Source organism: Candidatus Enterococcus avicola (genome assembly GCF_047470845.1).
In the GTDB taxonomy this organism is placed as follows: Bacteria; Bacillota; Bacilli; order Lactobacillales; family Enterococcaceae; genus Enterococcus_D; species Enterococcus_D casseliflavus.
The window spans coordinates 63,315-78,139 of the sequence record NZ_JBLGTY010000003.1 but is presented as its reverse complement, the minus strand read 5'-3'; the positions used below and the strand labels follow the sequence as shown (position 1 = coordinate 78,139).

The 14,825-nt window shown below is 42.3% G+C and carries 14 protein-coding genes; 4 read left to right on the top strand and 10 right to left on the bottom strand.

Annotated elements, in window-relative coordinates:
• Positions 1-96: 96 nt before the first annotated feature.
• Positions 97-714, top strand: coding sequence for an FMN-dependent NADH-azoreductase (locus ACI3E5_RS03990; RefSeq protein ID WP_005225804.1), 618 nt, complete (start codon positions 97-99; stop codon positions 712-714).
• Between the two features lie 135 nt (positions 715-849).
• Here the strand turns inward: ACI3E5_RS03990 and ACI3E5_RS03985 are convergent, their stop codons facing one another.
• From ACI3E5_RS03985 to tyrS, 4 genes are all read right to left on the bottom strand, one after another.
• Positions 850-1,236 carry a cytidine deaminase family protein gene (locus tag ACI3E5_RS03985; RefSeq protein WP_034858030.1) on the bottom strand — a complete coding sequence of 129 codons (387 nt, stop codon included), beginning with the start codon at positions 1,234-1,236 and terminating at the stop codon, positions 850-852.
• Positions 1,237-1,281: 45 nt separating this feature from the next.
• Positions 1,282-2,175, bottom strand: coding sequence for a deoxyribonuclease IV (locus ACI3E5_RS03980; protein WP_005225802.1), 894 nt, complete (start codon positions 2,173-2,175; stop codon positions 1,282-1,284).
• Positions 2,176-2,263: 88 nt separating this feature from the next.
• Positions 2,264-3,175: an AEC family transporter gene (locus ACI3E5_RS03975; RefSeq protein WP_005225801.1), complete on the bottom strand. Its 912-nt coding sequence runs from the start codon at positions 3,173-3,175 to the stop codon at positions 2,264-2,266.
• A gap of 69 nt (positions 3,176-3,244) precedes the next feature.
• Positions 3,245-4,507: a tyrosine--tRNA ligase gene (gene tyrS / locus ACI3E5_RS03970; RefSeq protein WP_086338344.1), complete on the bottom strand. Its 1,263-nt coding sequence runs from the start codon at positions 4,505-4,507 to the stop codon at positions 3,245-3,247.
• Positions 4,508-4,769: 262 nt separating this feature from the next.
• Here tyrS and ACI3E5_RS03965 point away from each other — a divergent pair, with 262 nt between their 5' ends.
• Positions 4,770-7,214 (top strand): transglycosylase domain-containing protein, encoded by a 2,445-nt coding sequence (locus tag ACI3E5_RS03965; protein ID WP_086338345.1) that lies wholly within the window; start codon positions 4,770-4,772, stop codon positions 7,212-7,214.
• Between the two features lie 142 nt (positions 7,215-7,356).
• On the opposite strand, the gene ccpA is transcribed toward ACI3E5_RS03965, so the two are convergent.
• Positions 7,357-8,355, bottom strand: a complete 999-nt coding sequence (gene ccpA / locus ACI3E5_RS03960) for a catabolite control protein A (protein ID WP_005225798.1) — start codon at positions 8,353-8,355, stop codon at positions 7,357-7,359.
• A gap of 194 nt (positions 8,356-8,549) precedes the next feature.
• On the opposite strand from ccpA, the gene ACI3E5_RS03955 reads away from it, so the two are divergent.
• Entirely contained in the window at positions 8,550-9,650 is a 1,101-nt protein-coding gene (locus ACI3E5_RS03955; protein ID WP_142972903.1) for a M24 family metallopeptidase, read from the top strand.
• Positions 9,651-9,704: 54 nt separating this feature from the next.
• Entirely contained in the window at positions 9,705-10,583 is an 879-nt protein-coding gene (locus ACI3E5_RS03950; protein WP_142972902.1) for an NAD-dependent epimerase/dehydratase family protein, read from the top strand.
• An 83-nt stretch (positions 10,584-10,666) separates the two neighbouring features.
• On the opposite strand, the gene ACI3E5_RS03945 is transcribed toward ACI3E5_RS03950, so the two are convergent.
• The 5 genes from ACI3E5_RS03945 to lgt all read right to left on the bottom strand — a co-directional run bounded on the left by ACI3E5_RS03945 (position 10,667) and on the right by lgt (position 14,817).
• On the bottom strand, positions 10,667-11,347 hold the full coding sequence (locus tag ACI3E5_RS03945) for a YtxH domain-containing protein (protein ID WP_016610287.1): 681 nt from the start codon (positions 11,345-11,347) through the stop codon (positions 10,667-10,669).
• Positions 11,348-11,361: 14 nt separating this feature from the next.
• Positions 11,362-11,787 carry a DUF948 domain-containing protein gene (locus tag ACI3E5_RS03940; protein ID WP_005235398.1) on the bottom strand — a complete coding sequence of 142 codons (426 nt, stop codon included), beginning with the start codon at positions 11,785-11,787 and terminating at the stop codon, positions 11,362-11,364.
• Between the two features lie 160 nt (positions 11,788-11,947).
• Entirely contained in the window at positions 11,948-12,865 is a 918-nt protein-coding gene (gene galU, locus ACI3E5_RS03935) for a UTP--glucose-1-phosphate uridylyltransferase GalU (RefSeq protein ID WP_074931604.1), read from the bottom strand.
• Positions 12,866-12,882: 17 nt separating this feature from the next.
• Positions 12,883-13,911, bottom strand: coding sequence for an NAD(P)H-dependent glycerol-3-phosphate dehydrogenase (locus ACI3E5_RS03930; RefSeq protein WP_142972901.1), 1,029 nt, complete (start codon positions 13,909-13,911; stop codon positions 12,883-12,885).
• Between the two features lie 75 nt (positions 13,912-13,986).
• Positions 13,987-14,817 (bottom strand): prolipoprotein diacylglyceryl transferase, encoded by an 831-nt coding sequence (gene lgt, locus ACI3E5_RS03925; protein WP_142972900.1) that lies wholly within the window; start codon positions 14,815-14,817, stop codon positions 13,987-13,989.
• Positions 14,818-14,825 lie beyond the last annotated feature (8 nt).

The following is a 14,825-nucleotide window of genomic DNA, read 5'->3' as shown; positions in this document are numbered from 1 at the left end:
TTTTAAAAAAAGTGTACTTATTTATTGTAAGCAAAATTATTTTATAGTATACTACGTTTTGTGATTAAAACTTACTTAAAGTAAAGGTGGAAAAAAATGAAAAATATTTTAGTTGTTAAAGCCAATAACCGTCCTGATGGAGTATCTGCAAAAATGTTTGATACGTTCGTTGAAAATCTTGATACCAACAATGTGGACGTTGTAACCTTTGATGTGTACGCACAACCAATGCCTTATATCGGTCAAACGTTATTTGAAGCATTTGGCAAACTTTCACAAGAACAAGAATTAAACCAAGAAGAACAAGAATTGATGACTGTCCGTCAAGACGTGATGAACAAATTCGCAGCAGCGGATACCATCGTTTTCGCTTTCCCAATGTGGAACTTAACGATTCCTGCTGCCTTGCACACATTCATCGACTATATCTTCCAAGCTGGCTTTACTTTTTCTTATAACGAAGATGGTTCAATGAACCAATTATTGAAAGACAAAGAAATCGTTCTATTGAATGCCCGTGGTGGTGTTTACTCAGGCGAAATGAGCGCAATGGAAAACGCTGTAACCTTTATGGAAAAAGTTTTCGGTGGTATGTTCGGCATGAACATCACAGAAGAAGTAATCATTGAAGGCCACAATGCAGATCCTTCTAAAACAGCAGAAATCATTGCTGAAGGTTTAGAACGCGTAGCAGCTGCTGCGAAAAAATTCTAATCATTGCTATCGATCAACTCCTCAACAAAGCGCTATTGCTTGTTGAGGAGTTTTTTTATCCAAAAGCGTAGCTCGTCCATGGGATCGATAAAATAAAGAGTCCCCTTAGAACACAGCGGTCTAAGGGGACTCTTTTTATTTTGATGCTTTCCAATCAACAGGCAACAGCTCTTCTAGCGTCATAATTTTTCCTGCTGCGATCATGACCTGCGTGTTATGGTTGGCAGGATCCAGCTGGCTGATGAATTCACGGCAACGACCACAAGGTGGGATCGGCTCACCTGCCGAATTGATTGCAACCATCTGTAACACCCGCTGCTGACCATCGGTGATCATTTGCGCAGCCGCAGCCTGTTCGGCGCAAAAACCCATAGAACAGCTGGTATCGATACAGATCCCTGTATAAATCTGTCCATCTGCAGTAGCCAGAGCTGCCGCGACACTCCCTGCTTCTGCAAATTGAGAGAGCTGTCTGAATCCCAGTTTTTGCTTCGCGGCATCGATCAGCAACTGAAAGTCCATTTTTCTTCCTCCAATAATAAGCTGGCTCATGGTTAAATGAACCGTTTAAGCACCCGCCATGATTTTCGTCAATAGCTCAGGATCAAAGGTCTTTTCCCGCAGCATCGCGATTTCATAGCCATAAGGGGCTTTTTTATTCTTTTTGTCTTCGCCAACATAGGGTGTTTCCAAAATTTTCGGTAACGCTGATAATTGCTCATGATGAACGATCTTATTCAAGGCTTCAAAGCCGATCGTGCCAAAACCAATATTCGCATGTCGGTCTTTGTGGCTGCCCTGTGGATTTTTTGAATCATTGACATGGATGACCTTCAAGCGATCCAACCCGATGATTTTGTCAAACTCGTTTAACACGCCGTCAAAGTCTTCTTTGACATTGTAGCCAGCATCATTCGTGTGACAAGTATCTAGTGTAACGGATAATTTTTCATTTAAGGTGACACCATCGATAATTGCTGCCAATTCTTCAAAGCTGCGACCAATCTCGGTGCCTTTACCTGCCATTGTTTCTAATGCGATCTGGGCAGTTTGATTTTTTTCAAGGACCTCGTTCAAGCCTTTAATGATCTGCTTGATCCCAGCTTCTGGTCCTGCACCGACATGGGCACCGGGGTGCAATGTGATTTGAGTTGCACCTAAAGCTTGGGCTCGTTGGATTTCTTCTTGTAAGAACGAAACAGCAAAGCCAAAGTTTTCTGGTTTAATGGTATTGCCTAAATTAATGATGTACGGGGCATGGACGACGATATTCGAAATTCCTTTTTCCGTCATAAAATCTTGTCCAGCTGCGATCTGCATCTCTTCGATCGGTTTGCGCCGCGTGTTTTGCGGAGCTCCGGTATAGATCATAAACGTAGTAGCTTGATAGCTAGCTGCCTCTTCTGCTGCCCCTAAAAGCATTTTTTTGCCGCTCATTGAAACGTGTGAACCAATCAACATTTTTCTTTTCCTCCTAAATCTAGTCTTCTCTATTATCGATAAAAGCGCCTTGTAAAGCGATTATTTTGCTCATTGCCGTATTTTTTTATCAAGCGAGTCCAAATAACATCAGGACACCCGTCATTAGCGGCATACTTATCAAAAAGCTAATGGAAGAAACGAACCCCACCGCTTCTTCCTCCATTCCAGCAATCACGGAATTAATGACACCGAATAAAGGAATTGGAGCAAACACTAACAAACAAAGAACTGGCTTTAATAAAACTGGGATTGGTAAAACATAGAAAGCTGCGAACAGCACGAATGCCAGTCCGTACCGCAAGCTTAAAATTTTGATCACGGTTTGGGTGGTGTGCTTCGGTAAGCGGAAATCCAAAAATAAGCCAATCATAAACATGGACAAAAACGTATTTGCGATCCCGATTGGTTGGACAAGCGCCAATGCCGCTTCGGGAATCCTCCAATCCGCACTGCGGATAATCAGCATCACTAGATAAATAGTAAACGTTGGCGAACGCAGGAGATTCAAAAAGATTTTCCCTGGTTCAAACGTCGTCCGCTTTCCAATCAAGAATTCGATGAAAATCGTCGTTCCCCCTGCCAACATGATACTGTTCCCCATATCAAACAGCGAAATCAGCGGAATCCCTAAAGGATAAAAGCTTTGGGCAAAAGGAATCGCAAAATTGCCGATATTAAAGCCTGAACCGCAGTACATCGCAAACTGCTGCAGCGTGTTCGATTCTTTTTTGGTCAAGAAAAATGCGAAGAGGATCTGGACGATCGTAATGATCAACGCGATCACAATCAAACTAAGCGCACTGACTTGTACTTGCATTGAAGCTAAATTCAAAATGATTGCTGCCGGTAACGTCACATTCAAAATAATTTTGGATAAGATCGAGCCATCCGCTTTTGAAAGGACATTTAGCCGCTTAAGAAAATACCCTAAGAAGATCATGGCAAATAAACCGGCGGCATTCAACACTATATTTCCCATTCCAACAAAAACCCTTCCTCTACAAAAATTTGAAAAAAGCGAACCAACAAGGCGGTTCGCTTTTTGCGATTAAAATGTTAATAAGAAATATTTTTTCTTGCCACGACGAATCACGACGTATTTTCCACCGATCCGATCACTTGCTTGGAGCTCGTACGTTAGGTCTTGGACGCGTTCCCCATTAATGTAGATGGCACCATTTTGAACGTCTTCTCTTGCTTGACGTTTTGATGGTTCGATTTTAGCAGTCGTCAACACTTCAACGATGTTCAAAGAATCATCTGCTGTTACCTGATGGCTTGGCACCCCTTTGAAGCCTTGTTCGATCTCTTCAGCGTTCAATTCTTTGATATTGCCACTGAATAAACTTGCTGAGATACGTACGGCTTGTTCATAAGCCTCTGCCCCATGAACCAAAGTAGTGACTTCTTTTGCCAAAGCTTTTTGTGCTGCTCGAGATTCTGGTGCAGCGTTAAACTCTGCTTCGATCGCAGCGATTTCTTCTAATGATAAGAAGGTGAAATATTTCAAGAATTTGACTGCATCACGATCATCCGTATTGATCCAGAATTGGTAGAACTCGTAAGGCGTCGTTTTCTTGGCATCTAGCCAAACCGCATTGCCTTCTGTTTTCCCAAATTTCGTTCCATCTGCTTTTGTGATCAATGGCATAGTCAAACCGAACCCTTGGACTTCACGCTCACGACGTAATAATTCGATCCCAGAGGTGATATTCCCCCATTGATCGCTACCGCCTAATTGCAACAAGCAACCGTGGTTGTCGTAAAGATTCAAAAAGTCATAGGCTTGTAATAGCTGGTATGCAAATTCCGTGTAGGAGATCCCAGTTTCGATCCGACGTTTGACACTTTCTTTGCTCATCATGTAATTGATCGTAAAGTTTTTCCCAGTGTCACGCAAGAAATCAATCAGTTTCAATTCCCCTAGCCACTCATAGTTATTGGCAATGATGGCAGGATTTTCTTGGTCATCAAAATCAATGAAGCGAGATAATTGGCTCTTGATACTTTGTGACCATTCTAAAACGGTATCTAGTGTGTTTAATTGACGTTCTTGATCTTTAAAGGATGGGTCACCGATCATTCCTGTACCGCCGCCTACTAATGCGATCGGCACATGTCCGTTTTGTTGGAAACGGCGCAACATCAAAATAGGCAATAAATGACCAATATGCAGGCTATCTGCGGTAGGATCAAAGCCGATATATAGTTTCACAGACTCTTCATTTAATTGTTGGGTCAAGGCTGCTTCGTCTGTGGTCTGATGAACTAATCCGCGTTGCTTTAGCTCTTCAAAAAAGTCTGTACTCATTCTTTCTCCTCCTAATAATTGCTTCATTGTTCATCTTAACTGAAAAAGAGGTCAATGAAAAGTCTTTCTCTCAAAGTCCTTTACCAAAAAAGAAACTTTTAGGCAAATCCGTTCATTTTCCTTTATTATCGCTGGTTCAATACAAACACCAACTGGCATTTTCTCCCACACTTCTTTCGATAACAGATAGGGTGCTACCCAAGTGCCTTGTTTTTTGCTATAATTACACGGAATCTATTCTAATTTATTGAGGTGACTCTTTTTGTCCCAGAAAACGAAAAATCAAAAGAATACAGAAAACAAAAATAGAGGCTGGTTCTATTTCAACATCAGTCTTAGGGTTTTACATGCCTTGTTCTTAGTTGCTATTTCTTTGCTGGTTCTAGGCGGTTCTTTAGCCTTAGGGATCGGTGCCGGCTACTTTGCTTTTCTTGTGGAAGATACCGCAGCTCCTTCTAAAGATGAGTTACAAAAAGAATTGACCGACATCACAGAGACTTCTCAACTCGCATACGCTGATGGCAGCAAAATCGCAACGATTCGCTCGGACCTAATGCGAACGTCGGTTAATTCCGATCAAATTTCAGATTATTTGAAAAAAGCGATCATCGCAACAGAGGACGAATATTTTAATATTCATAATGGGGTCGTACCAAAAGCAGTCGTGCGAGCATTATTATCAGAAGCGACAGGCTTTGGCGGCAGCGGGGGTTCCACTTTGACCCAGCAGCTGGTAAAACAACAAATCCTTTCCAGTGAAACGACCTTTAAACGCAAAGCCAATGAGATTTTATTAGCCATGGAAGTGGAGAAATTTTTCGATAAAGATGAGATCGTCACCATGTATTTAAACATCTCCCCTTTTGGTCGAAACAATAAAGGGCAAAATATCGCAGGTGTGCAAGAAGCGGCGCAAGGAATTTTTGGCGTCAACGCAGCTGACCTGTCTTTACCGCAAGCAGCCTTTATTGCGGGTCTGCCACAAAGCCCGATCGTCTACAGCCCTTATACAAATACGGGTGAGATCAAGGAAAACTTGACCGCTGGCTTAGAACGGAAAGACTTCGTGCTCTTCAGTATGTATCGTAACCACGATATCACGAAAGAAGAATACGAAGAGGCGCTTAATTATGACTTGAAGCAAGACTTCAAAAAACAAGAAGCCATTGAACAAACGGATCAAAGCTTCCTTTATTACACTGTGTTAAATGAAGCAAAAGACATTATTGCCAAACAGCTGGCAGATGAAGATGATGTCAGTGACGAAGAATACGCCAAAGAGGAAACCTATCAAAAATACTTCGAATTGGCGCAGCAAAAACTTGTTAATGGCGGCTATACCGTCACATCAACGATCGATAAAGATATTTATAATGCGATGCAAGATGCCGTCGACAAATACGGCTATATGCTAGACAACTGGGGTGACTCCACCATCGAAGTCGGCAATGTCATGATGGACAACGCCACTGGGAAAGTACTAGGCTTTATTGGCGGACGTAACTATGCTGACAATCAATTCAACCATGCCTTTGATGCCAAACGCCAAGCAGGTTCAAGTATCAAACCCATGCTGGTTTACGGACCGGCGATCGAAAGTGGCTTAATGGGCTCTGAATCGATGGTTTCTGACTATGCCGCAAAATGGCGGACAGGAGAAAACGCCGGTGAGCCGATCGTCAATGCCACAAACCGTGGAACCAATACCTTCATGTCGATTCGTGAATCATTGGAGGTTTCCAGTAATATCGCAGCGACAAATATTTTCCAAGATCTTTGGGAAAAAGAAGGCGATCATTTTTATGCCTACACAAATTATTTAAGCAAAATGGGCTATCCCGAAGATAATAGCTGGGCGTATGAATCAGCGCCATTAGGGGTTACAGATGTCACAGTCTTGAATCAAACGAATGGCTTCCAAACATTTGCCAATAATGGTGTTTATCAGCAAGGCTATATCATCGAATCAATCAAAGATAATGAAGGCGAAGTGCTTTACCAGCATGAAGCCAAACCTGTCCAAGTCTTTTCAGAAGCGACGGCTTCCATCATGACCGACATGATGCGCAGTGTCATCGATGAGCAAAAAACCAGTTCCTTTAAATCGGTTATCAGCGGATTGGATTGGAACCTCGGAAATGCCGATTGGGTCGGAAAAACTGGTTCCACCAACAACTGGTCGGACTCTTGGCTAGTCGTCTCCACCCCATCGATCACCATCAGCAGCTGGTCAGGTCGAGATGACAATAAAGGGACCGATAGCGCTGCAGGAACTCGGACAGCCAACTATATGGCTTACTTGATCAATCGTATTTATCAAACAAACCAAGAAGTCTTTGGTGTGAATCAGAAGTTTGAACTTTCTAGTGATGTCAAAAAAGCTCAAGTTTCCAAGTTTACTGGTACCCAACCAGGAGGAACCGTGCGAGTCGATAATCGAACCTATACCAATCCAAGCAGTACCGTTACTTCGTATTGGGCCACTGGCGGACCAGATACGGTCGATTTCAAATTTGGACTCGGTGGTTCAGATGCAAACTACGCTGACTATTGGAGAAAAGCATCTTCTAGCCGTTCAACAAATCGTTCGTCGAATACATCATCGAATAACACATCCAACAATGTTACACCTACGGCAAATGATGAGGATGACGATGAGGAACAGCAAGACAATAATCAACAAAATACCAACAATAATGATGACTGATCAGCCTTGTGCTGATCAGTTTTTTTATGCAAAAAAAGTGTGAGGAGAAAATCCATAGATTTTCTCCCCACACGAACGATCGTTGAAGCAAAAAGTGGAACAACAAGGCGTTGTTCCACTGATCGTTTGATCAAATCGCTGCTTATTTCGTAGAGCTTTTTTCTGAAATACCGTAAGGCAAGACGATCGTTTTTTGTTCTACATCTTCTTTGTTCATCATTTTTGTCAATAGACGCATCGCAACGGCACCCATATCATACAATGGTTGCGTCACGCTTGATAAGCGTGGACGAGCTGCTTCAGCCAATAATGAATTGTTGCTGGTGATGATCTCGAAATCTTCAGGAACTTTAACACCTTTGTCTAACAAACCATCTAAGACGCCGATGGCTAACTCATCGTCTGTGACATAAGCTGCTGTTGCACCACTGTTGATGATGCGATCAACTAAGGCTAAGCCTTCTTTAAAGCTGTATGGTGATTCAAAGATCAACCCTTCAGAATATTCAAGGTTGTTTTCTTTCAAGGCTTCTTTATAGCCTTTCAAGCGGTTTTGGCCATTGATTGGATCGATCAAAGCACCGCTGACAAAAGCGATTTTTTGATTGTTTTTCGCCAATAATGAAACAGCATCTTTGGCAGCTGCTGTGTAATCGATATTGACACTTCCTACTTGTTCATCAGGATCGATCGAACCAGCTAAAACGACTGGTGTTTTTGAGCGAGAGAATTCCCCGCGAATTTCATCCGTGATGCGATGACCCATGAAGATAACGCCGTCCACTTGTTTTGCTAACAAGTTGTTCAAAACGTTGACTTCTTTCATTGTATCGCCATCAGAGTTGGCTAAGATGATATTGTATTTATACATGGTCGCTACATCATCGATCCCACGAGCAAGTGATGAGAAGAACATATTGCTGACATCAGGAATGATGACACCAACAGTCGTGGTCTTTTTACTTGCTAACCCTCGAGCAACTGCGTTTGGACGATAATCCAAGCGGTCGATCACTTCCAGCACTTTCTTACGAGTTGCTGGTTTTACATTTGGATTTCCGTTGACTACCCGTGAAACAGTTGCCATCGATACATTCGCTTCCCGTGCAACATCATAAATCGTAATTGTTTGTTTTTCCATGATATATCTCCCTTATTCTATTTTCAGAAAATCTTATTTACATTTCTTTGTTAGGATAGCAAATTTTTTCCGCATTTGCAACCGTTTTAATTTTGTTTTCATGAAAACTTAGCAATTTCCTACTTTCCCCGCCCCTATTCTCTTCTAAAGCATGATAAAATAGAAAAAGAATACTTGAAAGAAGGTTTTTTCAAATGAATGATAAAAAAATCAATGAGTTAAATGGCTGGTTGAAAACCAATGGCGCAGATGTTGCCTATATTTCTAATCCAGCAACGATCGCTTATTTTTCAGGTTTTAAAAGTGAACCTCATGAACGGGTCCTTGCTTTGTTTGTCGCACCTGGAAAAGATCCCTTTCTTTTCACACCAGCTCTGGAAGTAGAAGAAGCAAAAAATAGTGGCTGGCCCTTTGACATTATCGGTTATCTCGATAGCGAAGACCCTTGGGCGAAAATCTGTCAGGAATTGACCTCTCGTTACCAAGTTTCTTCCTTGGCACTAGAAAAAAATGACCTTTCCGTCGAGCGCTATGAAGCATTGAAACGGTTTTTGCCACAGACCGATTTTTCTTTAGATGTGACTCCGGTCATTCAAAAAATGCAGTTAACCAAAACGGCTGCTGAAATTGACACCTTGCTAGAAGCTGGCAAGTGGGCAGACGTTGCTTTTGAGATTGGATTTGCTGCCATCAAAGAAGGCGTCAGCGAAATGTCAATCGTTGCGGAAATTGAGTACGAGTTGAAAAAGCGTGGGGTTTCCCATATGTCCTTCGATACGACGGTGTTAGCTGGTGCCAATGCAGCAAGTCCTCATGGCGTATCTGGTGACCGCAAAGTGACTGCCAATGAACTCGTCTTGTTTGACCTAGGGGTCGTTTGGAAAGGATATTGCAGTGATGCAACCAGAACGGTTGCCTATAAAGAACCGACTGCATTACAAAGAAAAATTTATGACATCGTTCTTGAAGCTGAACTAGCAGCGCAAGCAGCGGTCAAACCTGGGATTACCGCTGGAGAATTAGACAAGATTGCTCGTGATGTGATTACTGGCTATGGCTACGGCGACTACTTCAACCATCGTCTAGGTCACGGCATCGGGACCACGGTTCATGAGTTCCCCTCTTTGATCACTGGCAATGATTTAGTGATCGAAGAAGGCATGTGCTTCTCTATCGAACCAGGCATTTATTTACCAGATCAGGTCGGTGTCCGCATTGAAGACTGTGTGTATGTCACTGCAGATGGCTGTGTACCTTTTACCAAGACAGCAAAAGAATTATTGATCTTATCTTGATTTTCCTAATGAAACGGCGCAACATGTTGGCATTACATGAAAAGGAGTGTTCTTATGAGTAAAAAAGTGTTGGTTTTAGGCGGCACGCGTTTTTTCGGTAAATATTTGGTCCAATCACTAATTGATCAAGGATTGGACGTGACGATCGCTACCCGAGGGAACACGAAAGATTCTTTTGGCGATCAAGTCAACAGAATCATCTTCGATCGCACCGACGAAGAAAGTATCAAAACGGCATTAACAAAAGAAACCTATGAGGTCATTTACGACAATATTGCTTATACTTCCAACGACATTGAGATTCTACTGCGTCATGTCACACCGAAGCGCTACATCGTTACTAGCTCAATGTCTGCGTACCATGAATTACACTTCAATTTGATTGAAGCGGATTTTGACCCTGCTAAAGAACCCTTCAGACTGGCTGGCTCTGAGGAGGTCGATTATGCACAAGGCAAGCGAACCGTGGAAGAGATCCTGACCCAAAAATACAGTCAAATCCCGTCCGTTTTTGTCCGCTTTCCTTATGTGATCGGTGCAGATGATTACACAAAACGTTTTACCTTTTACATTGACCATCTGATAAAGCAAAAGCCAATGGCTGTCGATAATCTAACGCATCAAATGGGCTTTGTGGATGCCCAAGAGGCTGGTAAATTTTTAGCGTTTCTAGGTACTAGCTCGTTCACCGGACCCATCAATGGTGCGTCAAAAGGTACAGTTTCCTTAGAAGAAGTGCTGCAATACGTAACGAAAAAAACTGGTCTTTCCCCGCTCTTTTCAGAAACAGGCGATCAAGGCCCTTATAATGGTACACCTGCTTATTCGATCAATGTTGGTCTCGCTGAGGAAATTGGCTTTCCATTCAGTCACCTGCAGGATTGGCTCTATCAACTTTGCGATTGGGAAGTCACCCAAGCATCAAGCGAATAACTACCCAAATCACAAAAAAACGTTCGCCGATTTAACTGGCGAACGTTTTATCTTTTGAAGTAATCAAATTTTTGTATCCTTACTTATGCTTCAGGATTGTTTTTTTCTAATGTATCTTTTAATTCTTCTTTCGCATCTTCTAAGTCAGCTTTGGCATCTTTTGTTTCTGCTTTCGCTGTTTTTTTGGCATCATCTGCTGCTTTTCCAGCTTCTTTTTTCAAATCAGCTGCGGCTGCTTGACCGTCTTTTTTGGCTTCTTCAACTACAGGTTTTGCTTCTTGTGCCCCTTCTTTGACGGTTTGTTTCATATCCGCTGCAGAAGATTTTGCATCAATGATGATATCTTGCACCGTGTCATCAGCGTCTACTTTGGCATCTTTCGCTGATTCTTTGACCTCGTTCGCTGATTTTTTGAAGCGTTCTGATAGATCACCTGCTTGTTTCTTTAACTCTTCAACGGTTTCTTCTGATGAACCAGCTGCTGTTTCTTTTAAGTCATCGACTTTCGCTGTTAAAGAACCGGTGAAGTCAGATGCTTGCTCGCTTAGTTTTGCCGCTTTATCTTTAGCGATATCGACAAGATCCGTACTTCTTTCTTTGGCTAAATCACCATAATCAGATGCTTTATCTAATAAATCGTCTGCTTGTTTTGCTAATTTATTTCTTAATGTTTTACCAGATTCTGGCGCCAACAAAAGTGCTGCTGCTGCTGCCGCTGTTCCTCCGATGATTGCTCCTAATAAAAATCCGCCTTTTTTACTCATTGAAAGTCCTCCTTTTATTTTTGGTTATTTTTGTCTTTGAAAAATTTCATGGCTGTTTGACCGACTTTTCCAGCTACCGTTGCTTTGGCAGTGGTCCGGCCAAGACTACCCACGCGCGTAATTAAATTTTTTCCAGAAACATTTAGTTCTGAAACACTGGTACTTAGATCTGCAACTGCTGTGAACAAAGGATCGATGGTTGCGACTTTTCCGTTCACATCTTGTAAAAGCTCATTCGTTTTTACCAAAAGACCTTCAACCTCTTTTGAAAGAATATCAACGTCTTTGGTAATGACACGGATGGTTGTGTTTGCCTCTTCGACCGTTTTGTCTACTTTGGTCATTGTCTTACTGACTTGCATCAACAAACGAACGACGAAAATGACCAATACGACAAATGCGATCGCAGCAATCAATGCAGCTAGTTCTCCTCCTGACATAGAATGGCTCCTTTCCCCATTTACTTATATTAAGAATAGCATTTCACTGCACTTTCTACAAATAAAAGACTGCATTTTTAAGAAAATTATCCGCTTTCAACAGGAAATAATAGAAAAACAAAGCAATTTCATCAGAAATCGCCTTGCTTAGGAGTTTTTGTTATTTTTTTGACGCTTTCGGTGCTTCTTTGACTTCTTTTTGAGCCGGAGCTAGTTCTTTTCCTAACTCGATCAAATACTCTTTCAAGTTGTCTTTGACTTCAGGGTGCACTAGACCATACTCGATACTTGTTTTTAAGAAACCGAATTTATCTCCTACATCGTAACGCTTGCCGGTAAATTGATGAGCAAAGACGCGTTGAGTTTTGTTTAATGTGTCGATGGCATCCGTCAATTGGATCTCACCACCAGCACCTGGTTCTTGATTGGCTAAAATATCAAAAATTTCAGGGGTCAGTAAGTAGCGGCCAATAATTGCTAAATCACTTGGCGCATTTTCTGGCGCTGGTTTTTCCACAAAGTTTTTGACATTGAACAAGCCTTTTTCAACTTCCATACCAGGATCAATGATCCCGTATTTTGATGTATCTTCATGAGGAACATCCATGACAGCGATCGTTGATGCATGCGTTTTTTCATAATTATCGATCAGCTGTTTCGTCAATGGTACTTGATCTTCCATCAAGTCATCACCTAGCATAACTACGAACGGTTCGTTTCCGACAAATGCCCGAGCCTGTAATACGGCATGGCCTAGTCCTTTCGGATGAGATTGGCGAATGAAATGAAGATTTACGTCAGTTGTTTCTTCCACTAATTTCAAAAGCTCCGTCTTGCCTTTTTCTTTTAGATTCATCTCTAATTCTAAATTGGCATCGAAATGGTCTTCGATCGGACGCTTTGCTTTCCCTGTTACGATCAAAATATCTTCGATCCCTGATTGTAAAGCTTCTTCCACGATAAATTGGATCGTTGGTTTGTCAACGATCGGCAACATTTCCTTTGCCATTGCCTTTGTAGCTGGCAAAAATCGGGTACCTAGACCAGCTGCTGGGATAACTGCTTTTTTAACATTCATGTGACTCGCTCCTTTAATCATAATGATTGATCTACCGTAAATTCGTTTTCTTCTTTGCCGTCTCGCAACATAATATCTTTAGCTGCTTGCTTGATGTCTTTGCCTTCATACAAGACCGAATAAATCGTTTCTGTGATTGGCATTTCCACCGACAAAGCTTCTGCTAATTCGCGGGCAGCTTTGGTGGTTGAAACTCCTTCAACGATCATCCCCATATTGTCTAACACTTCATCTAAGCTATGGCCTTTTCCTAATAGGTTTCCTGCACGCCAATTCCGCGAATGGACACTGGTACAAGTGACGATCAAATCGCCAACCCCACTCAATCCGATAAAGGTTAAAGGATTGGCACCCATTGCCACACCAAGACGACTGATTTCAGCTAACCCACGGGTCATGATTGCAGCCTTCGCATCATCCCCAAAGCCTAGCCCTGCGATAGCACCGGCACCAATGGCGATGATGTTTTTCAAAGCGGCGCCAGTTTCGACACCGATCACATCGTTATTCGTGTAGATTCTAAAGTAATCATTCATAAATAGCTCTTGTACATACTTAGCAGCCGCTTCATTTTCTGAAGCTGCCGTGATCGTGGTGATATCATGGACAGCGACTTCTTCGGCATGAGATGGTCCTGACAAGACAACGATTTCTTGCCGTTTATCAGCTGGGATCTCTTCGGCAAGTACTTCTGAGATTCGTTTGTGACTGCCTTGTTCTAACCCTTTTGAGGCATGGATGATGACTGGCTTGCCAGTTGTCTTTTCAGCGAACTCTTGTGCCACGGCACGAATCGCTTTGGTTGGTACGACAAACAAGACGGCATCTGCCCCTTGGATCGCCTCTTCTAAATCTTTACAGCCTAAAATATTTTCAGGTAATTTCAGATCTGGCAAATAATGCCGATTCGTATGATACGTATTGATTTCATCGATTTGGGCGGGATTGTTCCCCCAAATAGTCACTTCATGTCCATTTTCAGACAAGACTTGTGCCAAAGCAGTCCCCCATGATCCGGGACCTAAGACGGCGATTTTCTGTTTCACTATGGAAACCTCCTCTATCCTTTTCGCAAATTCATGCACTTCATCATTTTACCATAATTTCGATAAAATAACTGTTTAGATAATCGTTTGGTTCTTACCAAAGCTGCGGTTGTAATCCTTTAACGCTTGTTTTTTCCTGCGCCAGATCATTAAAGCGATCGCTCCGAAGAACAATAAAGCGGAAAGTGCCTGTGACACACGGATTCCACCAAATAAGTATAAACTATCAGTACGCATTCCTTCAATAAAGAAGCGCCCGAATCCATACCAAATCAAGTAGCTCAAGAAGACTTCGCCTTCTTTTAATAACCCAGTTTTCTTACGCAAGAAGATCAAAACGATAAATCCAATCACGTTCCAAACCGATTCATAAAGAAAGGTCGGCTGCCGATACGCTTCATCGATATACATATTATCGATAATGAATTTCGGTATATACAAACTTTCTAAGAAGGAGCGGCTGACTTCAGCGCCAAATGCTTCATGGTTCATAAAGTTGCCCCAACGCCCGATGCCTTGTGCCAATAAGACACTTGGTGCGGCGATGTCTAAGAAGGTCCAGGGAGAAATAAAATTTCGTTGGCAGAAAAAGTATAGCCAAATCCCCCCGGCGATCAGTGCGCCGTAGATCGCGATCCCACCAGAGCGAATATTGAAAATTTGACTTGGGTCATCAATGTAGTATTGCAAGTCAAACAGAATATAATAAAGCCGCGCACCAATGATCGCTACTGGCAATCCAATCAACATAAAATCAGTCACATCATCTGGCTTGAGCCCGACACGAACCGCCTCTCTCGTGCTTAACCACATAGCAATGATCACGCCTGATACGATAATGATCGCATACCAATAAATCGGCAAACCAAATAGTTCAAATGCGACTCGATTTACTAAACCTATCATCTATCTTA